This is a genomic window from Streptomyces sp. 11x1 (genome assembly GCF_032598905.1).
In the GTDB taxonomy this organism is placed as follows: Bacteria; Actinomycetota; Actinomycetes; order Streptomycetales; family Streptomycetaceae; genus Streptomyces.
Window position 1 is genome coordinate 8,227,824 of the sequence record NZ_CP122458.1, and the last position, 21,918, is coordinate 8,249,741.

Annotated in this window: 17 protein-coding genes and 1 pseudogene; 7 read left to right on the top strand and 11 right to left on the bottom strand. The window is 71.5% G+C overall.

Annotation, left to right across the window (positions count from 1 at the left end; translation table 11 throughout):
* Window positions 1–139: 139 nt before the first annotated feature.
* On the bottom strand, window positions 140–1,420 hold the full coding sequence (locus P8T65_RS36075; protein ID WP_316729366.1) for an MFS transporter: 1,281 nt from the start codon (window positions 1,418–1,420) through the stop codon (window positions 140–142).
* A 123-nt stretch (window positions 1,421–1,543) separates the two neighbouring features.
* Window positions 1,544–2,602: an LD-carboxypeptidase gene (locus P8T65_RS36080; RefSeq protein ID WP_316729367.1), complete on the bottom strand. Its 1,059-nt coding sequence runs from the start codon at window positions 2,600–2,602 to the stop codon at window positions 1,544–1,546.
* Window positions 2,603–2,702: 100 nt separating this feature from the next.
* On the opposite strand from P8T65_RS36080, the gene aroQ reads away from it, so the two are divergent.
* Window positions 2,703–3,176: a type II 3-dehydroquinate dehydratase gene (gene aroQ / locus P8T65_RS36085; protein ID WP_316729368.1), complete on the top strand. Its 474-nt coding sequence runs from the start codon at window positions 2,703–2,705 to the stop codon at window positions 3,174–3,176.
* A 51-nt stretch (window positions 3,177–3,227) separates the two neighbouring features.
* Here aroQ and P8T65_RS36090 read toward each other — a convergent pair whose 3' ends face one another.
* The 4 genes and pseudogenes from P8T65_RS36090 to P8T65_RS36105 form a co-directional block, all read right to left on the bottom strand.
* Window positions 3,228–3,956, bottom strand: coding sequence for an amino acid ABC transporter ATP-binding protein (locus P8T65_RS36090; protein ID WP_184898640.1), 729 nt, complete (start codon window positions 3,954–3,956; stop codon window positions 3,228–3,230).
* A gap of 77 nt (window positions 3,957–4,033) precedes the next feature.
* Window positions 4,034–4,957: an amino acid ABC transporter permease gene (locus P8T65_RS36095; protein ID WP_316729369.1), complete on the bottom strand. Its 924-nt coding sequence runs from the start codon at window positions 4,955–4,957 to the stop codon at window positions 4,034–4,036.
* Entirely contained in the window at window positions 4,954–5,853 is a 900-nt protein-coding gene (locus P8T65_RS36100) for an ABC transporter substrate-binding protein (protein WP_316729370.1), read from the bottom strand. The genes P8T65_RS36095 and P8T65_RS36100 overlap by 4 nt, the downstream gene beginning before the upstream one ends.
* A gap of 325 nt (window positions 5,854–6,178) precedes the next feature.
* A pseudogene (locus tag P8T65_RS36105) lies at window positions 6,179–6,364 on the bottom strand (MBL fold metallo-hydrolase); the annotation flags it as partial.
* A 761-nt stretch (window positions 6,365–7,125) separates the two neighbouring features.
* Here P8T65_RS36105 and P8T65_RS36110 point away from each other — a divergent pair.
* Entirely contained in the window at window positions 7,126–7,371 is a 246-nt protein-coding gene (locus P8T65_RS36110; RefSeq protein WP_316729371.1) for a hypothetical protein, read from the top strand.
* Window positions 7,372–7,536: 165 nt separating this feature from the next.
* Here the strand turns inward: P8T65_RS36110 and P8T65_RS36115 are convergent, their stop codons facing one another.
* Entirely contained in the window at window positions 7,537–8,190 is a 654-nt protein-coding gene (locus P8T65_RS36115) for an MBL fold metallo-hydrolase (RefSeq protein ID WP_316729372.1), read from the bottom strand.
* Window positions 8,191–8,199: 9 nt separating this feature from the next.
* Window positions 8,200–8,913, bottom strand: coding sequence for a maleylpyruvate isomerase family mycothiol-dependent enzyme (locus tag P8T65_RS36120; protein WP_316729374.1), 714 nt, complete (start codon window positions 8,911–8,913; stop codon window positions 8,200–8,202).
* A gap of 224 nt (window positions 8,914–9,137) precedes the next feature.
* On the opposite strand from P8T65_RS36120, the gene uvrA reads away from it, so the two are divergent.
* The gene (uvrA, locus tag P8T65_RS36125) at window positions 9,138–12,215 is read left to right on the top strand and encodes an excinuclease ABC subunit UvrA (protein ID WP_316729375.1); all 3,078 of its coding nucleotides are present in this window, start codon (window positions 9,138–9,140) and stop codon (window positions 12,213–12,215) included.
* A gap of 126 nt (window positions 12,216–12,341) precedes the next feature.
* Here uvrA and P8T65_RS36130 read toward each other — a convergent pair whose 3' ends face one another.
* The 3 genes from P8T65_RS36130 to P8T65_RS36140 form a co-directional block, all read right to left on the bottom strand.
* Window positions 12,342–13,283 carry a carbohydrate kinase gene (locus P8T65_RS36130; protein WP_316729376.1) on the bottom strand — a complete coding sequence of 314 codons (942 nt, stop codon included), beginning with the start codon at window positions 13,281–13,283 and terminating at the stop codon, window positions 12,342–12,344.
* A gap of 215 nt (window positions 13,284–13,498) precedes the next feature.
* Window positions 13,499–14,482, bottom strand: coding sequence for a hypothetical protein (locus P8T65_RS36135; RefSeq protein WP_316729377.1), 984 nt, complete (start codon window positions 14,480–14,482; stop codon window positions 13,499–13,501).
* Between the two features lie 226 nt (window positions 14,483–14,708).
* On the bottom strand, window positions 14,709–15,083 hold the full coding sequence (locus P8T65_RS36140; protein WP_316729378.1) for a response regulator transcription factor: 375 nt from the start codon (window positions 15,081–15,083) through the stop codon (window positions 14,709–14,711).
* 205 nt (window positions 15,084–15,288) lie between these two features.
* Here P8T65_RS36140 and P8T65_RS36145 point away from each other — a divergent pair, with 205 nt between their 5' ends.
* The 4 genes from P8T65_RS36145 to P8T65_RS36160 all read left to right on the top strand — a co-directional run bounded on the left by P8T65_RS36145 (window position 15,289) and on the right by P8T65_RS36160 (window position 21,878).
* Entirely contained in the window at window positions 15,289–16,683 is a 1,395-nt protein-coding gene (locus P8T65_RS36145) for a sugar ABC transporter substrate-binding protein (RefSeq protein WP_316729380.1), read from the top strand.
* On the top strand, window positions 16,680–18,080 hold the full coding sequence (locus P8T65_RS36150) for an ABC transporter substrate-binding protein (RefSeq protein ID WP_399101634.1): 1,401 nt from the start codon (window positions 16,680–16,682) through the stop codon (window positions 18,078–18,080). The genes P8T65_RS36145 and P8T65_RS36150 overlap by 4 nt, the downstream gene beginning before the upstream one ends.
* 135 nt (window positions 18,081–18,215) lie before the next feature.
* On the top strand, window positions 18,216–20,897 hold the full coding sequence (locus P8T65_RS36155) for a PAS domain S-box protein (RefSeq protein ID WP_316731836.1): 2,682 nt from the start codon (window positions 18,216–18,218) through the stop codon (window positions 20,895–20,897).
* 309 nt (window positions 20,898–21,206) lie between these two features.
* Entirely contained in the window at window positions 21,207–21,878 is a 672-nt protein-coding gene (locus P8T65_RS36160; RefSeq protein ID WP_316729382.1) for a response regulator transcription factor, read from the top strand.
* Window positions 21,879–21,918 lie beyond the last annotated feature (40 nt).

Sequence of the window (21,918 nt, forward strand, 5' to 3'; positions counted from 1 at the left end):
GGACGGGGCGGTGGCATGAAGAGCATGGGGCGCAGTCCCTGCTCTTCAGGGGCGCGGGGAACTGCGCGAGAAGCCCCACCCACCCGCACCCGGCAACGCAACGCACCCACTCGGCCGCCCCGACGCGCGGCGCCGTCCCTCATCCGGCGACGGGCTCGGCCTCCGCCGTCGTCGCCGCCACGCGTACCGGCCGGGTCTCCGGCAGCAGCGCGAAACAGCCGAGGCTCAGCAGCGCGATCCCGGTGAGATAGGCGCCCACACCCCAGGGCACCCGGCCGCCCTGCGCCACGGCGGTGGCCACGATCGGGGTCAGGGCTCCGCCGAGCACCCCACCGAGGTTGTAGCCGACGGCGGCCCCCGTGCAGCGCACCCGCGGTTCGTACAGCTCGGGCAGGTACGCGGCGATGACGGCGAACATGGTGACGAAGGCGAGCATCGCCACGAGGAAACCGAAGAAGATCAGCAGGGGTTCGCCCGTCGCCAGGAGCGCGACCATGGGGAACATCCATAGCACGGTGACGCCACAGCCGATCAGGCACATCGGGCGCCGCCCGTACCGGTCGCCGAGGACCGCCGCCACCGGTGTCAGGGCGCCCTTCACCACCACGGCGCCCATGATGCAGGTCAGCATGACCGTGCGGCTCACGCCGAGCCGCTCCGTGCCGTACGCGAGGGACCAGGTCGTCACCGAGTAGAAGACCGCGTACCCGATCGCGAGCGCGCCGGCCGTCAGCAGGACCAGGCGCCAGTGCCCGCACACCACCTCGGCGAGCGGCACACGCGCGGGCTCGGTGATCTCCAGGAACCGCGGGCTCTCCGTGAGCGACGACCGCAGCCACAGGCCCGCGAGGGCGAGCACACCCGCCGTCCAGAACGGCACCCGCCATCCCCACGCGGCGAACTGGGCCTCCGTCAGGCTCGCCGACAGCGCCAGCATCACCCCGTTGGCCAGCAGGAACCCCACCGCCGGTCCGACCTGCGGAAAGCTCGACCACAGTCCGCGCCGGTCCGCCGGCGCGTGCTCCGCCGTCAACAGCACCGCCCCACCCCACTCCCCGCCGAGCCCGAGGCCCTGCAGGAAACGCAGCAAGAGCAGGAGGAAGGGGGCCGTGACACCGATCGAGTCGAACGTGGGGACGCAGCCGACGGCCACGGTCGCGCCCCCGGTCAGCAGCAGCGAGGCCACGAGGACCGGCCGCCGCCCGTACCGGTCCCCGATGTGCCCGAACAGCACCGAGCCGAGCGGCCGCGCCACGAACCCGACCCCGAAGGTCGCGAAGGCCGCGAGGGTCCCGGCCAGGGGCGAGAACGTCGGGAAGAACAGCGGCCCGAGGACGAGGGCCGCCGCCGTGCCGTAGACGAAGAAGTCGTAGAACTCGATGGCCGTTCCGGCGAGCGAGGCGGACGCGAGTCGCAGCATGGAGGGCGGTTTCACGGTGCGTGCAGGTTGCATGCCGCGTCAACTACCCACGGTGACGGGCGGTTACGGGGGCGTGCGGAGGCCCGTGCGAGGCCAAGGTGGTTCAGGAGGCGTCAACGGTTCTCAGTAGGTCACCGTGATGCGCCGGGCGGGCCCGTCCACCCGGATCACGCCTCCGTAGGGGACGACGAGCTGCGGATCGGTGTGCCCGAGGTCCACGTCGAAGACGATCGTGGCGTCGGGGGCGTACGTCCGCATGGCGCGCAGCACGGCCTTCCGCTGCCCGGCCGCGTGACGAGCAGCCTCCTCCGGGCTGTTGGGCCGTTCGAAGGACCAGGTCTTGGGGCGGCCCATCAGCAGGGCGGAGAAGTGCCGCAGCAGGCCGCGTTCCCCCATGTTGCGCAGGGTGCGGAAGACCTCCTCGCCACTGGGCAGTTCCTCCGAGGTCTCCAGGAAGAGCACCCCGCCGTCGAACACGGACAGATCGCGCGGCACCTCGCGGTCGGCCATCAGCAGCCAGCCGACGATCTCCAGACAGCCTCCCCAACTGCGGCCCTCCACCACGCGGTCGGCGTTCACCCAGGTCCATCCGGCGCCCGGTACGGAGGGCGGCTCCGCGGCGAAGGTCGCCGGGTCGGCCCAGTCGCGGTCGATGTCGTTGAAGCGCTCGGCGGGCCGCAGGTCGTAGGGCCCCGAGGTGAACAGAGCGGCGCGCAGGGAGTCGGTGGTCAGCGGGTCCATGGCGCCCGGCCTGCCCAGCGCGGTCATCACGGTGCCGCCGTGGTAGCCGACGATCCCGGTGTTGCACAGGTACGCCAGCAGGTTGGTGTTGTCGCTCAGCCCGAAGAACGGCTTGGGGTTGGCCCGCAGCAACTCCCGGTCGAGGAAGGGCAGCACGGTGATCTGGTCGTCGCCGCCGATCGACGTCAGCACCGCCTTGACGTCCGGGTCGGCGAAGGCCGCGTGCAGGTCCTCTGCCCGCTCCTTCGGCGTCGTGCCCATCTTCCGTGTCGTCGGATACTCCACCGGCACGAGACCGTACTCCTCGCGCAGCCGCTCCAGGCCCAGTTCGAAGGGGCGCGGGAACAGCTCGGGCAGACCGGCACCTGGCGAGACGACGGCGACCCGGTCGCCGGGGGAGGGCTTGGGAGGGTACAAGGGCGTGGGCGCAGGCGTGATCATGCGGGGAGGGTACGGCCTCCTGCCGGCGGTTTCGCCGTGATAAACCGGGGGCGAGCGGCGGTCCCGACGGGTCGCCCACCCCGAACGGACCGGAGGAACCGTGCCCCGCAGCCTGGCCCACGCCCCGATCATGATTCTCAACGGCCCCAACCTGAACCTCCTGGGGCAGCGCCAGCCAGAGATCTACGGCTCGGACACCCTCGCCGACGTCGAGGCGATGTGCGCCAAGGCGGCGGGCGCGCACGGCGGCACGGTGGACTTCCGGCAGTCCAACCACGAGGGCGAACTGGTCGACTGGATCCACGAGGCCCGGCTCCACCACAGCGGGATCGTCATCAACCCGGGCGCCTACTCGCACACCTCCGTGGCGATCCTGGACGCCCTCAACACCTGCGACGGGCTGCCGGTGCTGGAGGTGCACATCTCCAACATCCACCGGCGCGAGACGTTCCGGCACCACTCGTACGTCTCCCTGCGTGCCGACGGGGTGATCGCCGGGTGCGGGGTACAGGGCTATGTGTTCGGCGTGGAGCGGGTCGCCGCGCTCGCCGGGGCGAGCCGGGCGGACGCCTGAGCCCCGCGCCCGAGGCCGGCGGGTAATGCCCGGTCTCCTGGCGGGCGTCCCTTACAGGCGGCCCGCCTCGACGATCCGGCGCAGGAACTGCCGCGTACGTTCCTGCCGCGGGTCGCCGAAGACCTCGTCCGCGGTGCCGCGTTCGAGCACGACGCCGCCGTCCAGGAAGCAGACCTGGTCGGCGACGTCACGGGCGAAGCCCATCTCGTGCGTGGCCAGCACCATCGTCATCCCGTCGGCCTTCAGGTCACGGACGACGTTCAGGACCTCGCCGACCAGCTCCGGGTCGAGGGCCGCGGTGATCTCGTCGAGGAGCAGCAGCCGGGGGCGTACGGCCAGGGCGCGCACGATCGCCACGCGCTGCTGTTGACCGCCGCTGAGCCGGTCGGGATACGCGCCCGCCTTCCCGCCCAGCCCCAGCCGCTCCAGGAGGGCCCGGGCCCGTTCCTCGGCCTCCGCGCGGGGGACGCCGTGCACCCGGCGCGGAGCGAGGGTGATGTTGTCCAGCACCGTCATGTGCGGGAACAGGTTGTACGACTGGAAGACCACGCCGATCCGCCGCCGCACCGCGTCCTGGTCGACGCGCGGGTCGGTGATCTCCTCGCCGTCCAGCCAGATCGCTCCGTCGTCGATGTCCTCCAGGAGGTTGGCGCACCGCAGCAGCGTCGACTTGCCGGACCCGGAGGCGCCGATCAGCGCGGTCACGGTGTGCGGGGCGACCTCCAGATCGACGTCCCGCAGCACGACCGAGCCGCCGAAGGTCTTGCGCACCGACTCCATCCGCAGCACGGGGGCGCCCTCGGAGGCGCGCGCGGACTCCACCGGCCCGACCGGCTCCAGGGCTTCGCGGCTGTCGCTCATGTCGTCCCTCCCTGCGCCCGCTGCCGGTCCATGCGGGCCGTGACCCAGTCGGTGAAGCGGGTCATCGGGATGGTCAGGGCGACGAAGACCAGTCCCGCGACGATGTAGGGCGTGTAGTTGAGGCTGCGGCCCACGATGATGTCGGCGGCGCGTACGGCGTCGATCGCACCGCCGATCGAGACCAGGCCGGTGTCCTTCTGCAGCGACACCAGGTCGTTGAGCAGGGGCGGCACCTGACGGCGAACCGCCTGGGGGAGCACGACGTGCCGCAGCGCCTGCCGGTTGGTCAGGCCCAGCGAGCGGGCCGCCGCGCGCTGGGAGGGGTGCACGGACTCGATGCCGGCGCGGAACACCTCGGCGACGTACGCCGAGTACGTGAGCGTCAGCGCGGTGCCGCCGAGCAGCACCGGGTCGACCGTCACTCCCTGGAGCCGGAGCGCCGGGACGCCCAGGACCACGATCATCAGGTTGATGATCAGAGGCAGCCCGCGGAAGAAGTCGGTGTACGCGGCCGCCAGCACCCGCAGCGGGAAGAACACCGGGCCGCGCAGGGTCCGCGCGACGGCGATGAGCATGCCGAGGACGAGCACGGCGGCGCCGCAGACCAGCAGCAGCCGTACGTTGAGCCAGAGCCCTTCGAGGACCCTGGGGAGCGCCTCGCGCGCGTACTCCGCGCTGAAGAAGGTCTCCTTGGTGCGGGGCCAGCCGGGGGCGCCCACGACGACCAGGTAGAGGACGACGGCCGTGACCAGGGTCGACAGGGCGGCGACGGCGGTGGCCCGGCGGGCCCGGTCGCGCTTGTAGCGCTCCCGGTCCAGCCGTCGGCGCGAGGGGACGTAGCCGTCGTCCGCGCCGGGCGGGTCGCCGCGGTCGTCCGTGTCCGCGTCCTCGGGGCCGGGATCCTGCTTCACCACGGTCACTTGAGGACCGGGGCGTCGACGGCGTCGGAGAGCCACTCCTGCTCGATCTTCGTCAGCGTGCCGTCCTCGCGCAGGGCGTCCACGGCGGTCGTCACGCAGGAGGTGAGGGCGCTGCCCTTGTCGAGGACGAGCCCGAACTGCTCGGGCGTGCCGCCCTGGTTCTCGAACTGGCCGACGATCCTCGCGTCCGTCACCTCGGCCGAGGTGATGTAGAACGCGGTCGGCAGATCCACCACGATCGCGTCGATCTGGCCGTTCTTCAGCGCGGACTTGGCCTGGTCGTTCTTCGCGTACGCGGCGGCCTGACGGGTGGGCTTCACCACGTCCTCGATGTAGTTCAGGCTGGTGGTGCCGACCTGGGCGCCCAGATGCAGCTTCCTGAGGTCCGCGATGCTCGTCGCCTTGGCGGCGGCGGAGTCCTTGAGCGCGACGACGGCCTGGCGCACGTCGTAGTAGCCGGACGAGAAGTCGACGGCCTTCTTGCGCTCGTCGCTGATCGAGACCTGGTTGATGTCGAGGTCGAAGGTCTTCGCCCCCGGTGCGAAGGCCTTGTTGAAGGGCACGCTCTGCCAGACGACGTCGGCCTTGTCGTAGCCGAGCTGCTTCGCCACGGCGTACGCGACCGCCGACTCGAAGCCCTCGCCGTTCTTCGGGTCGTCGTCCTTGAACCAGGGTTCGTACGCCGGTTGGTCGGTGGCGATCGTCAGCTTGCCGGAGGTCTTCGTGCTCAGGTCGCCCTTGGCGCAGGACGCTCCGGACGCCGAGGAGGAGGCCGAGCCGGTGGCGTCCTCCTCCGGCTGCGGGGCGCAGCCCACCGCGACGACGGCGAGCAGGGCGGCTATGGCGGCGGAGGCGGCACGGCGCGGGGAGCGCGCGGCTCGCAGGACAGGACGCATGGCGTGAGATTGACAGCGGGACGTCCCGTCTGTCGAGGTCACCTGCGGTTCTGTCCGCATTCTGGGAACGGGTGTTGCGGTTCTGTGAACGCGTGCGACCTCGAGGGCGGGGCCGCCGGCCGAGGGCGGGGTTGGTGAGGCCGGCGGCCCATCCACGCGGGAGCCGTCATCCCGTGCGGACCTGTCTCCAGTGGACTACGCCACGGCGTACGCCGGGAGCGCGCGCGGGACACCGGCGTGTGCGTTCGATTCACACGGGGCGCGTGCGGGAGTGGTCGCGCCCCCTGTCGTTCGCCTCACCAACTGCCTTGCGGCACCGGAGAGTTCACCAGCCCCGTGCGCGCCACTCCGGCAGGTGCGGCCGCTCCGCGCCGAGCGTCGTGTCGTTGCCGTGGCCCGGGTAGACCCAGGTCTCGTCGGGCAGCACGTCGAAGATCTTCGTCTCCACGTCGCGGACCAGGCCGGCGAACGCCTCCGGGTCCTTACGGGTGTTGCCCACGCCGCCGGGGAACTCGACATGCAGGTCACGCCAGGGGACCTGGCTCCGAGCGGTGGACAGATCCCATCCCGTGCCGGGACGCCTCCCCCTGCCCGGTGGCGTGATCACATACAGCTGGCTCTGACGCCTCCGCCGCCCGCCGCTTGAGGCGGGCAGGAGGCCTTCCAGCAGAGCCATCGGTGGAAGGCACACCGTGTCCACCGCGAAGCCGGTCACCGTGGACTCGAACGCGCCACCCGCGTTCTCCCGGTCGGAGAAGCGGCCCAGCAACGTCACGCCCGCGTAGTCGGCGGCGGAGAGCAGGGCGTGTCCCATGCCCAGAAGGGGAGCGGGGCCGGTGCTCCCGTCCGCACCCCCGATAGCAGCATCAGACCGGCGACGCCCCTCGCCACCGCGGCGGTCATCGGCGTCCTGGTCCTCGGTGAGCGGCTGAACGCGATCGTCCTCACCGGCACGGCTCTTCTGCTGTTCGCCCTGCTGTTCCTCGCCGCCGACGAGAGGGCCGGTCGAGTGGCTCCCGGAGGACGCCGGGTGCTGACCAGGGTCGGCGCGTGTCGTCTGCGGTCATGCGGGTCCGGGACTGACGCCGAAGCACCGTGCACAAGGCGGGCGACAGGGCAATGGCCTTTCGTGATCGCGCAAACCGGTGCGGATGCGCTCAGCCTCTGCCGGGGCGAGGCTGGCGGCATGGCTTCCGCCCGGTGGTCGTACCTGCCTGACGAGGATGGCGGGCGGCGGGCCGGAAGAGCGGGAATACCACCAGGGAGACAACCATGACTATCCGTACCTACGTCTCGACGACTGTGCGGAACGACCGTGTCGACGACGTTCTCCACGCGCTGGAGGATGTGGATCCGGATGCGATCGTGGCCGCTGTCAACCGCTCGGACGCTCCCGACGTCCCCGCCGGGGTATCGGTCTCGCTGACCGGTGACGCCCGTGAGGCGGTGAAGAAGCAGCTTGATGTGATTCCCGACCTGGAGTGGGAGATCGACGTGCGTGACACCGAGGATCTGTGAGCCGGACATGCGGATGGCCCCCCGCCCGGTCTTGCTGACCAAGCGGGGACCATCCGACACGGCGACGAGGAGGACTCGGCGGTCAGCTGCTTCGCACGTACGGCGCCAGGGTGAGCGCCCGCCGACCGACCCGAAGCCGGAGCTGTGGACGCAACTTTCCCCCGGTTACCAGCCTCGTGCGCGCCACTCCGCGAGGTGGGGCCGTTCCGTGCCGATGGTGGTGTCGTTGCCGTGGCCGGGGTAGATCCACGTCTCGTCGGGCAGGACGTCGAAGAGCTTGGTCTCCAGGCCGCCCATCAGGGAGTTGAACTCTTCCGGACGTGTTGTCCTACCAGGACCGCCCGGGAAGAGACAGTCCCCGGTGAACACGTGCGGATGTCCGTGCGGGTCGTCGTAGACCAGGGCGATCGAACCCGGGGTGTGTCCCACCAGGTGGCGCGCGGTGAGCTCCACGCGCCCCACCCGGATCGTGTCGCCGTCGTCGACCGGTACGTCGGTCGGTACCGGGATGCCCTCGGCGTCCTCCCGGCCGGCGTACGTACGGGCGCCGGTGGCCGCCACGACCTCGGCGAGCGCCTGCCAGTGGTCGCCGTGCCGGTGCGTGGTGACGACGGACGCGATCCCGTCGTCACCGATCAAGGTGAGCAGCGTGCCGGCGTCGTTCGCGGCGTCGATCAGCAGCTGCTCGTCGGTGGCCCGGCAGCGCAGCAGATACGCGTTGTTGTCCATCGGGCCCACCGCGACCTTGGAGATCATCAGGCTCTGCAGCTCGTGCACATCCGCAGGACCGCCGACCTTCACCGCTCCGCTGTACGTCATGAGGGCAGCCTATAGCGGGGGCAGCGAGGGGAGCGTGCCTCCTTCGACGCCCAGCGCGGTGCCGTCGCGACGGCCGGCCAGCCAGCCGAGGAGGTCGGCCCGGGTGCCGGTGATCATGAGGTGTTCGCCGCTTTGCAGTCGTTCCGGAGTGGTGGACCTGACATCTCCGGTGGGGATCAGGCGCCCGTCGTCCTGTCTGATCATCAGTGCGGGGACCCCGGGGTGGTCACGGAACCGGTTCGCGAGGAAGTTGATCTCGCGCTGTGCGAACTCACCCGGCAGATCCTCCAGCTCGTACCCGATCCCCAGATCCACGTGATGCAGCTCCACCTCGATCCGGCGCCGCCAGGGCAGCCGGTCCGCGGTGTCGAGGACTCCGTTGCGCAGCTCGACCGTGCGGGACCAGTCCTGGGAGAGCGAGGCCGCGTCCTGGAAGCGGTGCGCGCTGTCGCGCACGTCGGTGAGGTGGGTCTGCAGGGGGCGCGGCGCGTCCCGCTCGATGTCGGCATCCCGGGCCTCGCCGGAGATGTACATGGGGCGCCCTTCGAAGACGTTCACCAGGGCGTCCGCGTTGCGGGCGAGGTGGGCGAGGACGTGACCACGGGTCCAGCCGGGCAGTCGTGACGGCTCGGTCACAGCCGCGTCGTCCAGGTCGGCGACCGCGCTGAGTAGCCGGTCCGTCGCTTCACATACAGAGGCCAGGTCGCGGGCGTGATCCATCATGCCGCCGACCCTAGCCCCGGCCACACCTTCGGGTGAAGTGGGCGGACCAGGGCCGTAAATCGAATGCACGTGCTATATGGTCGGGAGTGGCGTCGGGCATGCTGGAAGGCCCGGGATTGTTGTGGAACGGGGAAACAGGACCGGCGCTGTCAGTGGCTCCCCCTAGTCTGTGGAGGACGGGGGCTTTGGCCCCTGTCCTCCACTCAAGAAAGGTGCGGACCGGCGTGGCCGACCGTCTCATCGTCCGTGGCGCGCGCGAGCACAACCTGAAGAACGTCTCGCTCGACCTGCCACGCGACTCGCTCATCGTCTTCACGGGCCTGTCGGGGTCGGGCAAGTCCTCGCTGGCCTTCGACACGATCTTCGCCGAGGGGCAGCGTCGGTACGTCGAGTCGCTCTCCTCCTACGCCCGGCAGTTCCTCGGGCAGATGGACAAGCCGGACGTCGACTTCATCGAGGGTCTGTCCCCGGCGGTCTCCATCGACCAGAAGTCGACCTCGCGCAACCCGCGCTCGACGGTCGGCACCATCACCGAGGTCTACGACTACCTGCGTCTGCTCTTCGCGCGCATCGGCAAGCCGCACTGTCCGCAGTGCAGCAGGCCCATCTCCCGCCAGTCGCCCCAGGCGATCGTCGACCGGGTGCTGGAGCTGCCGGAGGGCAGCCGCTTCCAGGTGCTGTCCCCGCTCGTGCGGGAGCGCAAGGGCGAGTTCGTCGACCTCTTCGCGGACCTCCAGACCAAGGGGTACAGCCGGGCCCGGGTGGACGGCGAGACCGTCCAGCTCTCCAACCCGCCCACGCTGAAGAAGCAGGAGAAGCACACCATCGAGGTGGTCGTCGACCGTCTCACGGTGAAGGAATCCGCCAAGCGCCGCCTCACCGACTCCGTGGAGACCGCCCTCGGCCTCTCCGGCGGCATGGTCGTGCTCGACTTCGTCGACCTCCCGGAGGACGACCCCGAGCGCGAGCGCATGTTCTCGGAGCACCTGTACTGCCCGTACGACGACCTGTCCTTCGAGGAGCTGGAGCCCCGCTCCTTCTCCTTCAACTCGCCCTTCGGCGCCTGCCCCGACTGCTCCGGCATCGGTACGCGCATGGAGGTCGACCCCGAGCTGATCGTCCCGGACGAGGACAAGTCGCTCGACGAGGGTGCCATCCACCCCTGGTCGCACGGCCACACCAAGGACTACTTCGGCCGCCTCGTCGGAGCCCTCGCGGACGCCCTGGGCTTCCGGACCGACATCCCCTTCGCCGGTCTCCCGCAGCGCGCGAAGAAGGCCCTGCTGCAGGGCCACAAGACCCAGATCGAGGTCCGCTACCGCAACCGGTACGGCCGCGAGCGCGTGTACACCACGGCCTTCGAGGGCGCCGTCCCCTTCGTGAAGCGCCGGCACAGCGAGGCCGAGAGCGACGCGAGCCGTGAGCGCTTCGAGGGCTACATGCGCGAGGTGCCCTGCCCCACCTGTGAGGGCACCCGCCTGAAGCCGATCGTCCTCGCGGTCACGATCATGGAGAAGTCGATCGCCGAGGTCTCCGCCATGTCGATCAGCGACTGCGCGGACTTCCTGGGCGAGCTGAAGCTCACCGCCCGCGACAAGAAGATCGCCGAGCGGGTGCTGAAGGAGGTCAACGAGCGGCTGCGGTTCCTGGTCGACGTCGGCCTGGACTACCTGTCGCTGAACCGCGCGGCCGGCACGCTCTCCGGCGGCGAGGCCCAGCGCATCCGTCTGGCCACGCAGATCGGCTCCGGCCTCGTCGGTGTGCTCTACGTCCTCGACGAGCCCTCCATCGGTCTGCACCAGCGGGACAACCACCGGCTCATCGAGACCCTCGTCCGGCTGCGCGACATGGGCAACACGCTCATCGTCGTCGAGCACGACGAGGACACCATCAAGACCGCCGACTGGATCGTCGACATCGGCCCCGGCGCGGGTGAGCACGGCGGCAAGGTCGTGCACAGCGGCTCCCTGAAGGAGCTGCTGGGCAACGCCGAGTCGCAGACCGGGCAGTACCTGTCGGGCCGCAAGGCCATCCCGCTGCCCGACATCCGCCGCCCGCTCGACCCGACCCGGCAGCTCACGGTGCACGGCGCCCGGGAGAACAACCTCCAGGACATCGACGTGTCCTTCCCGCTGGGTGTCTTCACCGCCGTCACCGGGGTGTCCGGCTCCGGCAAGTCCACGCTGGTCAACGACATCCTGTACACGCACCTGGCCCGCGAGCTGAACGGCGCCCGCAGCGTCCCCGGCCGCCACACCCGCGTGGACGGGGACGACCTCGTCGACAAGGTCGTGCACGTCGACCAGTCGCCGATCGGCCGCACCCCCCGGTCCAACCCGGCCACGTACACCGGCGTCTTCGACCACGTCCGCAAGCTGTTCGCCGAGACCACCGAGGCGAAGGTCCGCGGTTATCTGCCCGGGCGCTTCTCCTTCAACGTCAAGGGCGGCCGCTGCGAGAACTGCGCGGGCGACGGCACGATCAAGATCGAGATGAACTTCCTCCCGGACGTCTACGTCCCGTGCGAGGTCTGCCACGGCGCCCGGTACAACCGGGAGACGCTGGAGGTCCACTACAAGGGCAAGTCCATCGCCGATGTGCTGAACATGCCGATCGAGGAGGCGACCGACTTCTTCGAGGCGGTCCCCGCGATCGCCCGCCACCTCAGGACGCTCAAGGACGTCGGCCTCGGCTACGTCCGCCTCGGCCAGTCCGCGACCACCCTGTCCGGCGGTGAGGCACAGCGCGTCAAGCTCGCCAGCGAGCTGCAGCGCCGGTCCACCGGTCGTACGGTCTACGTCCTGGACGAGCCGACCACCGGTCTGCACTTCGAGGACATCAGCAAGCTCCTCAAGGTGCTGTCCGGCCTGGTCGACAAGGGCAACACGGTGATCGTCATCGAGCACAACCTCGACGTCATCAAGACCGCCGACTGGGTCGTGGACATGGGGCCCGAGGGCGGCGCCGGCGGCGGACTCGTCATCGCGGAGGGCACGCCCGAGCAGGTCGCCGGGGTTCCGGCCAGCCACACGGGCAAGTTCCTGCGGGAGATCCTCGGCGCCGACCGGATCAGTGACGCGGCCCCTGTGAAGGCCCCGCGCAAGGCCACGGCGAAGAAGGCCGTCGCCGCCGGCTCGACGGCGCGGAGGACGGCGACGGCCCGGACCACCACGGCCGCCGGGACCACGCCGACCGGGACCACGGCCGCCAAGAAGGCTGCCGCTCCCGCCAAGAAGGCTGCCGCGACCGCCACCAAGAAGGCCACTCCCGCAAAGAAGGCCACGCGGGCGCGCAAGGCCTGAGTGCGGCGGCCGGGCGACAGCAGTCGTCGCGTCGAGCAGAACACGGCGGCTCGCGGGAACTCCCCGCGAGCCGCCGCCTGTCGACTCGTCGGCCTGCGCGGCGAGCCGCCGTGTTCCGCGCGACCGTCAGCCCTCGCGCACCTCGGGCACGAGGGACCGCGGTTCGCCCACCTCCGCCGCGTACGGCGGTTCGGCGCCCGCCCGGGAGCAGGTGATCGCCGCCGCACGGGCCGCGAAGCGCAGCAGGCGGATCCAGTCGTCGGCGCCCAGCGTCGCGAGGGCGGAGTCGGAGAGGGCGTCCTGGGCCGCCAGGCCGTGCAGGAGGGCCGCGTTGACGGTGTCACCGGCGCCGATGGTGTCGACGACGTCGACCTTCTCACCCGGTACGCAGTGCTCCGCGCCGGCCCGGGTGTGGACGGTCAGGCCGTCGCCGCCGTGGGTGACGACGACGGCGGCGGGGCCGGAGTCCAGCCACAGCCGCGGGGTGCCGCCCAGCCACCGAGCGTCCTCCTCGGAGAGCTTGAGCAAGGACACCGAGGGCAGCCAGCTCAGGAAGCGGGCCCGATAGGCGTCCGCGTCCGGGATCAGACCCGGTCGGACGTTGGGGTCGAGGGCGGTGAACACGCCCTGGGCGGCGGTCGAGTGCAGCAGCTTCTCGTACGCGCTCGCGCCGGGCTCCAGGACGAGTGAGCAGGTGCCGAAGGAGACGGCCCGGGTTCCTCGGGGAAGCCGGTCGGGGGTCTCGAACAGACGGTCGGCGCTGCCCTCGACATAGAAGGAGTACCGGGCCGAGCCGTCCGTGCCGATCGAGGCCAGGGCGAGGGTCGTGGGCTCGGAGCCCCGCTGCACGGCGGTCACGTCCACGCCGGCCTCGCGCAGGCCGTCCAGCAGGGCCTCTCCGTAGGCGTCGTACGACACCCGGGAGCAGAAGGCGGTGGGGGAGCCGAGACGGCCGAGCGCCACGGCCGTGTTGTAGGGGCCGCCGCCGCGGGCCGGCCGCAGATCCACGAGCGCGCCCGCGCCCTGCGGGACGAGGTCGATCAGGGCTTCACCGGCGACGACGATCACGGGACGATCCTCTCTGGGGGCTCTCGGCCGGAAAGTATCGCAAAGGCGCGTGCCTCGCGCCGGGCTCCCGCCCGGCCCCAGGGCCGCCCGCTCCGCGACCGCTCACCCCGCCGTGGAGGCGGCGGCGCAAGCCCAGCCCTGCCCCGTGACCGCTCACCCTCCGGCCCAGCCATGGCCTCAGCCGCCGCCAGGCCCTGACCGCCCGGTCGGCCCGCTCACTCCCAGGCCCAGCCGATCCCCACGATGCCCGTGCGTACCCGCGGTTCGACGAGGTGCACCGAGCGGTGGAGGTCGCTCAGGGCGAGGTTCTGCCGGCCCCCGCGTGGGGCCGCGGCGGAGTGCTGGCTGAAGCGGTGGCAGCGCAGCGGGAGGGCACGTTCGTCGAAGCGGACCTGGAGGGCGTACTGGCCGCCGGTGGAGCGGAACCCGCGGACGTACTCGGTGCAGGCACCGGCCGTGCCGTCGTCGAAGCCGTAGCGGAAGAGGTGGGTGTCGCCGCTGCGCAGCCGGGTGTCGAAGAGCAGCTCGGCGACCAGGACACCGGTGTCCTGGTCCCAGCGGACCCGTCCCCTGCGGCAGTTCTCCAGGGCGCGGACGGCGATCCGCTCCGGTGCGCAGCCCGGGTCGCCGTGGTGGACGGCCACATAGCGGTCCACCCCGTCCCGGTGGGAGCGCACGATCTGCTGGGACTCGCGGCCGAGCAGCTCGCGGCGGGCGCCGATGCGGACCCGTTCGTGGTGGCCGACGGTGTGCATCCCGCTGTCGGGCGACGCCCCCAGTTCGGCGAGCAGCCGTTCGAGGACGCCGGTGGCCTCCACGACGGAGCGGTACGAGCGGCCGGCGGGCTCGTCAGGACCGGACTGCTCGTCGGCCCCGGCGAGCAGCCGGATCAGCGACTCGTCCGGGAGCTGGAGAATCTCCTCCAGGGCGCGCACGGCCCGCAGCGACTCGGGGCGCTGCGGACGCCGGGCGCCCTGCTGCCAGTAACTGAGGCTGGTGACACCGACCTTGACGCCGTGCCGCGTCAGGTGGTGCTGCACGCGCTGCAGCGGCAGTCCGCGGGCGGCGATCGCGGCGCGCAGGGCGACATGGAAGGGGCCGCCCCGCAGGACCGACTCCAGCTCCGCCGTGGCGACGTCCGCGACGGCGGCGGCGTCCGTGACCGCCGCGACGTCCGCGTGCTCTGTGGCGTGCCGCATGCAGGAACCTTTCCGTAGACGAGTGCTGTGCGCGACGTGTGATCGGGACCGCGCGTGCCGATCGGGCGCCCGGCGGACGCTCGGGCTCCAGGAACCCTCGGCGGCCGTCCGTCTTCACATCCGTACGGCCGCGTTCCTCACCCCGAGTTCCTCCGCATTGAAGCGTGTTGACCAAGTCCCGACAACACCTGCCGCGCGACATGGCCGGACACCGTCGCTGGGTTCCTCACCGCGCAGGCGGCCCCGGATCGGGCCCCGACAGGTCCCGCAGCGCCTGGCCCGAGAGCTTCGACTTGTGCAGAAAACCGCGGGCGGGACTGGCGGCGACGAGCTCCTGGATGTCGTCCAGCGGGTGCGTGGAGATGAGGACGATGACGGAGGCGGCCGAGCGAGCGAGCCTCGGCGCGAGCTCCAGTCCGCTCTCGCCGGCGAGGTCGACATCCAGCAGCACCAGATCCGGGGCCAGTTCCACGGCCCGTGCCAGCGCCTCCGCGCCCGTGGACGCCACACCGACGACGTGCACGCCGTCGTGTTCCAGCAGCGTACGGGCGGCCTCCAGGAACCGGGCACTGTCATCGACGATGAGACAGCGCATGGGCATGGGCACAGCCTCCCAAGGGGGGTCAGGGGCATACATTCCGGCTAGCCGTAAAGTGTCGTCGCCGACGGACGCCCGTCGGCGGGAATGTGCTGAAGTCCTGCGCCGGGTGGACGGGTTCGCTCTCACTCAGGGAATCGCACACGACACGAGGAGTAGCATGTCGTCGCCCTGGGGGCCGTCCCGTCCGGTCGAGTGGGGGTGTGCGATGCAGACGCAACGCCGGGACCTCGGAAAACGTCCTGTCCGCCGTGCCCTGATGTCGGGCGCGGCGGTGGCCCTGCTGCTCCTGTCCGGCTGCGGCGCGAGCGACGGCGACGGCCGGGTGGACGAGAAGGACAAGGCGGCGGGTGACACGACCTGCGACGGCAGGGTCGAGGGCACCGCCCACATCACGATGTGGTTCCACGCGGGCCAGAGCGGTGAGCAGACCACGCTGAAGAGCCAGGTCAAGGAGTTCAACCGAGCCCAGGAACAGGTGCGGGTCGAACTGGTCACCCTGCCCGAGCAGCGCCCGTACACCGAACTGGTGCTGTCCGCGGCCGCCAGCGGCGATCTGCCGGACCTGCTCGACTTCGACGGCCCGAACCTCTACAGCTACGCCTGGTCCGGCACCCTCAGGCCGATCGACTCCTGCGTACCCGCGAGGACCAGGAAGGACCTGCTGCCCTCTCTGAGGGAACAGGGCACGTACGACGGACGGTTGTGGGGGGTCGGCACGTTCGACTCCGGGCTCGGCCTGTACGTCCGGCCGTCGGTGCTGAAGGACGCGGGCGTGCGCATACCGAAGGGCGTCGACGACGCCTGGACCGCCGACGAGCTGACGGAGGTCCTGCGCACGCTGCGCAAAGCGGGCTACGAGGCGCCGCTCGACCTGAACTTCACCGACTCGAAGCTCGCCGACGAGTGGAACACCTACGCCTTCGCACCGGCCGTGTGGTCCGCCGGCGGCGACCTCATCGACCTTGAGGAGTTCCGCACGGCCGACGGGTTCCTCAACGGCCCCGAGTCCGTCGAGGCGCTCACCACCATGCGGCGCTGGGTGGAGGAGGGGTACGTCGACAGGGACCGCAAGAAGGACAAGAGCGCCTTCGTGAAGGGCCGCACGCCCATCTCCTGGATGGGGCACTGGAAGTACGGCGAGTACAGCGAGGCGCACCCCGGCGACGTGGCGATCGTGCCGCTGCCCGACTTCGGCACGGGCACCGTCACCGGCATGGGGTCCTGGCAGTGGGGCATCCCCTCCGGGGAGGCCGACGGCGACGCGGTGTGGCGCTTCCTGGAGTACCTGCTGCGACCCGAGCAGGTGGCCAGGATGAGCGAGGCCAACGGCGCGATCCCGGGGACCGAGGGAGCGGTGAAGCGCTCCCCGCTGTACGGCGAGAACGGCGCGGAGCGGCTGTTCATCGAGCAGCTGCGCGGCGGGACCGCCCGGCCCAGGCCGCAGACACCGGCGTACCCGGCGGTCACCGCCGCCTTCTCGCAGGCGGTCGCCGACATCGTCTTCTCCGGAGCGCCGGTCGACAGGACACTGGACGACGCGGTCGAGGCCATCGACCAGGACCTCGCCGCCCACGACGGTTACCCGAAGAGCGGTCCGTGACCCGCGCCGCGGTGCCCCGGCGAGGCGCTCCCCGGGGCACCGGACGGCTCGGCGCCCCGAGGACGTCCCGCGCCCGCGCGGCGCTGCTGCTCTGCATGACCCTGCTGCTCTCGGGCTGTGAGACGGGCGGGGACGACGGCGAGCGTCCCCGGCGGGCCGCGGACGCGACCTGTGACGGACGGATCGACGCCCCCGCGCAGATCACGATGTGGTTCCACCAGCCGTCGATGCCCGGTGAACTGGACGCCGTGCGCGCCCAGGTCCAGGCGTTCAACACCGGCCAGGACGAGGTGACGGTCCGCCTCGTCGACCTCCCCCGGGGCGACTACGACGACCTTGTCCGCACGGCCGCAGCCGACGGCGAACTGCCCGACCTGCTCGACTTCGACGCGCCGAAGCTGTTCAGTCACGCCTGGTCCGGCCACCTCCGGCCGATCGACTCGTGCGTCCCGAAGTCACTGCGCGCGGATCTGCTCCCGTCGGTCCTCGAACAGGGCACCTACCGGGGCCGGCTGTGGGGCCTCGGCACGTTCGACTCCGGACTCGGTCTGTACGTACGGCCGTCGGTGCTGAAGGAGGCCGGGATACGCATCCCGAAGGGCGTCCAGGACGCCTGGACCGCCGACGAGTTCACCGGCATCCTGAAGAAGCTGCGCACCCTGGGCTACGACAGGCCCCTCGACCTCCAGCTGCCGTGGGCCGGCACCGAATGGGGCACGTACGGTTTCGCGCCGGCCGTCTGGTCGGCGGGCGGCGACCTGATCGAACGCTCCACCTACCGCACGGCCGACGGAGTGCTCAACGGGCCGCGCACGGTCGAGGCGCTGACGACGCTCCAGGGCTGGGTGAAGGCGGGATACGTGGACGCGAACAAGGACTTGGACGCCTTCCAGAAGGGCCGCAGTCCCGTGTCCTGGACCGGCCACTGGTGGTACGGGCACTACACCGAGGCCCACCCGGGCGACGTGGCGCTCGTGCCGCTGCCCGACTTCGGCACGGGCAGCGCCACCGGGATGGGGTCCTGGCAGTGGGGCGTTCCCGCGGGCGCGGCAGACGGCGACGCCGTCTGGCGTTTCCTGTCCTTCCTGCTGAGCCCCGACGAAGTCCTGCGGATGACGGACGCCAACGGCGCCGTCCCCGCCACCGGCACCGCGATCGAGCGCACCGACGCGTTCGCCGAGGGCGGGCCCGCCCGCCTCTACATAGAGCAGCTGCGCGGGGGCACCGCCCGTCCCCGGCCGCAGACCCCCGCCTACCCGGCGATCACCGACGCCTTCGCCGAGGCGTTCGCGAAGATCATGCGGGGAGCGGCGGTACGGCCTGCCCTGGACGCGGCCGTGCGCGCCGTCGACAAGGACCTGGCGGACCACGACCACTACCCCCCGACCGGACCGTGAGGCCCGGCCGTGCTCCGCCCACCGCCCAGCCGACCGGCCCCCGCCCCGCACCCCTTGGCGGAGCCGGCGCACCGGCGCGCCACGGCCGTGGACAGCGTGCCGTTCCTGGCCCGGCTGCGTGTCGGTCCCAAGCTGATGCTGCTCGTCATGCTGCCGGTCACCGTCCTGCTGGCCGTCACGGCGTTCGCCGCCGTCGCCCAGTGGCAGGAGGCGCGGACCCTGGGCGACTTCGACACCGCGATCGAGGTGTCCTTCGAGATCAGCGAGGCCGCCGACGCCGTCGCCCGCGAGCGGATCGTGGCCGTGGAAGCCCGGCTGAACGCCGAACCGGACACCCTGCGCGCGCGGGCGGAGGCCCAGCGGATCACCGACCACGCGCTGCGACGGGCCTTCGAGGAGACCGTCGGCCGGACCCGGTCCGACGACGCCGGGATCCTCGACGCCGTACGCCGTCAACTGCACGCCGTGCGGGTCCAGACGGGCACCGGGTCGCTCCCGGCACAGACCGTCGCCCAGCGGTACGAGGCCATCGAGAACAAGGTGCTCGACATCGTGGCCGACCTCGAAGCCGGACGTCCCACCAGGGCCTCGGGCCGGGCGGCGGACGCCCACATCGCGATGCTGCGGGCCGTAGCCGCCGCCGAGAGCGAACGCGCGGAGCTCGCCATCCTCTTCCACGCGCCCGGCGACGGACACGCCACCGCCGCCGCCGGCCGCTGGACCGAACTGGAGAAGGCCCAGCTCAGGGCGTTCCAGCAGACCGCGTCGGACACGCTGAAGGCCGAACTGCACACCGTGAAGTTCCGGGCTCCCGGCCGCGCGGTCCGTATCGCCCGCGACCTGGTCGCCGACCCCGATCCCCAGCCCGTCGAATGGCCCTCCTACGACGACTGGCTCAGCGAGTCCGCGCAGTACACCGACGCCCTGCGCGGCATCCGGGACCGGGCCGGCCGGGAACTCGACGACACCGCCCACCGCGACCTGCGCACCACCCGCGCCCGGACCTACACCGAACTGACGATCTGCGTCGTCGTCCTGGCCCTCGTCACCTTCCTCGCGCTGGCCCTGCGCCGCTCGATCACCCGCCCCCTCGGCCAGGTCTCCGAGGGTGCCCGGGCCCTGTCGGACGGCGACCTCTCGTACGACATCCGCTATACCGGACGCGACGAACTCGGCGACGTCGCCGACACGTTCCGCGAGCTGCGGGTGACCAGCGAGCGGCTGGCCGGCGAGATCCGGGCCATGAACACCGCGATCGACGCGGGCCGGCTCGGACACCGGGCCGACGTCGACTCCTTCGACGGCACCTGGGCCCAGCTGCTGGGCGGGATGAACGGCACCATGGCGTCCTTCGCCGCGGCTCACGGCCGGCGCCGCCGGGCCGAACGGGAACTGGAGGGCATCTTCAACCTCTCCTTGGACCTGCTCTGCATCAGCGGCGTCGACGGCTACTTCAAGCGCGTCAACCCGGCCTTCGAACGCACCCTGGGCTATCCGGTCCGGACCCTGACCTCACGGCCGTTCCTCGACTTCGTCCACGAGGACGACCGCGACAGCACCCGGGCGGCCGTGGCGCAGCTGGCGAGCGGCGCCGAGGTAGCCGAGTTCGAGAACCGCTACCTCCGTGCCGACGGCAGCGAACGCTGGCTCCAGTGGAGCGCCCGGTCGGTGCCGGAGGAGGGCCTCATCTACGCCGCCGCCCGCGATGTGACGGAGAGCCGCCGGGCCGCGCTCGAACAGGCCGCGCTGCGCCGGGTCGCCACCGCGGTCGCGCGCGGCGTGCAGCCGTCCGACGTGTTCGCGACGGTCGCGGAGGAGGTCGCGTCGCTGCTGGGGACGGCGGCGGCCGTCATCCGCTACGAGCCCGACGGCAGCGTCAAGGTCCTCGGGATCGCGCACGCGCGCGTGGACGGCGGCGAGCCCGACTGTCTGACCCGCCGCGAGACGTCCGCCAGGACCATCGACGACGTCGCCAGGACCCGGCGCGCGGCCCGGTCGGAGACCTCCGTGGGCGCTCCCATCGTCGTCGACGGCCGGATCTGGGGTGTGGTCGTGGCGGCCTCGCTGATCGATCCGCTGCCCCGCGGTGCCGAGGCCCGGCTCGCCGACTTCACCGGACTGATCGCCACCGCGATCGCCAACGCCGACAGCCGCGACCAGCTGACTGCCTCACGCGCGCGCGTGGTGGCCGCCGGGGACGCCTCACGGCGCCGCATCGAGCGCGATCTGCACGACGGCGTTCAGCAGCGCCTGGTCTCCCTCCAGCTGGAGCTGCGGATGACGGAGACCCTGGTGGACGACCCCTCCTCGGAACTCGCCCGGCGCCTGGACCAGCTGGCCAAGGGCCTGGACGACACCTTCCAGGACCTGCTCCAGGTGGCCCGGGGCATCCACCCCTCCGTCCTGTCCAAGGGCGGCCTGGGCCCCGCCCTGCGCGCCCTGGCCCGCCGCGCCGCCGTCCCCGTGGAGCTCGACCTCGGCTTCACCCGCACCCGCTTCCCCGAACAGGTCGAGGTGGCCGCGTACTACGTCACCTCCGAGAGCATCACCAACGCCGTCAAGCACGCGCGCGCGAGCGTGGTGACCGTGACGGCCGAGGAACGCCCGGGGGTGCTGGAGCTGATCATCCGGGACGACGGCGTCGGGGGGGCCGAACCCGGCAAGGGGTCGGGCCTGATCGGGCTCATCGACCGGGTGGAAGCGATCGGCGGCAGGTTGACGGTCACCAGCCCGCCCGGCGCCGGGACCACGCTGATCGTGCGGCTGCCGCTGACGCCACCCGAGGAGGCCGCGACGACCGTCGCGACGCGCCCGTGACCGCCCGAAGCGTACGCGGTGAGGCCCGTTCTAAGGGGGGAGTCCGGGTCTCGGTACGGGCGTACGTTCCGGGCGGTCGAATCGGACGGCGGAGACGGCCGTCCGGCTCTACGGGCATGCGGATGTCTCGCCGTCTCTCGTCAGAGGCGCCGGTTTCCACCCGCGGCTGCGCTTCTTCGAGCATGGCGGCCAAACGTTCAGGTGTCTTCACGGCCCGCCCCCAACTAGGCTTCCGGCTAGCCGTAAGACCGAGTTCAGGCAGGCTGTCGGGACGAACGGGACAGGTCGGGCAAGGGGGAGACCGAGACCATGGAGGTCGATCAGCATCCGGTGCGCGGGCGGGTGGTGCTCGCGGACGACGACGTGCTCCTGCGGGAGGGCCTGGCGAGCCTCTGCGAGCGTGTCGGCTACGAGGTGGCCGGGCAGGCCGGCGACGCCGCCGGGCTCCTGGAACTGGTGGAGAACGAGCTGCCGGACATCGCGATCGTCGACATCCGGATGCCGCCGACGCAGTCCACGGAGGGGCTGAAGGCCGCGCGGGAGATCCGGGAGCGGTATCCGTCGGTCGGAATCCTGGTGCTGTCGGCGTTCGTCGAGGTCGAGGACGCGCTGGAGCTGCTGGCCGGCGGGCGCAGCATCGGATACCTGCTCAAGAGCCGCATCACCGTCGTGGACGAGTTCCTGGAGACACTGGACCGGATCCGCCGCGGTGGGTCGGTGGTGGATCCGTCGCTGGTGCAGGAGCTGGTCGCCGCGCAGCGACGCGACGATCCGCTGTCGATGCTCAGCAACCGGGAGCGGGAGGTTCTCGGGCTGATGGCCGAGGGCCGGTCCAACGCCGGCATCGGCCGTCGGCTCTGGGTCACCGAGGGCACGGTCGAGAAGCATGTGCGGAGCATCCTGGGGAAGCTGAGGCTCCCCGAGGAGCCGGACGACCACCGCCGGGTCCTGGCCGTGCTCACCTTCCTGGAGACGCGCTAGGCCCTGGCGTCACATTCCCGCCTGCCCCGCGGCGCCCTGC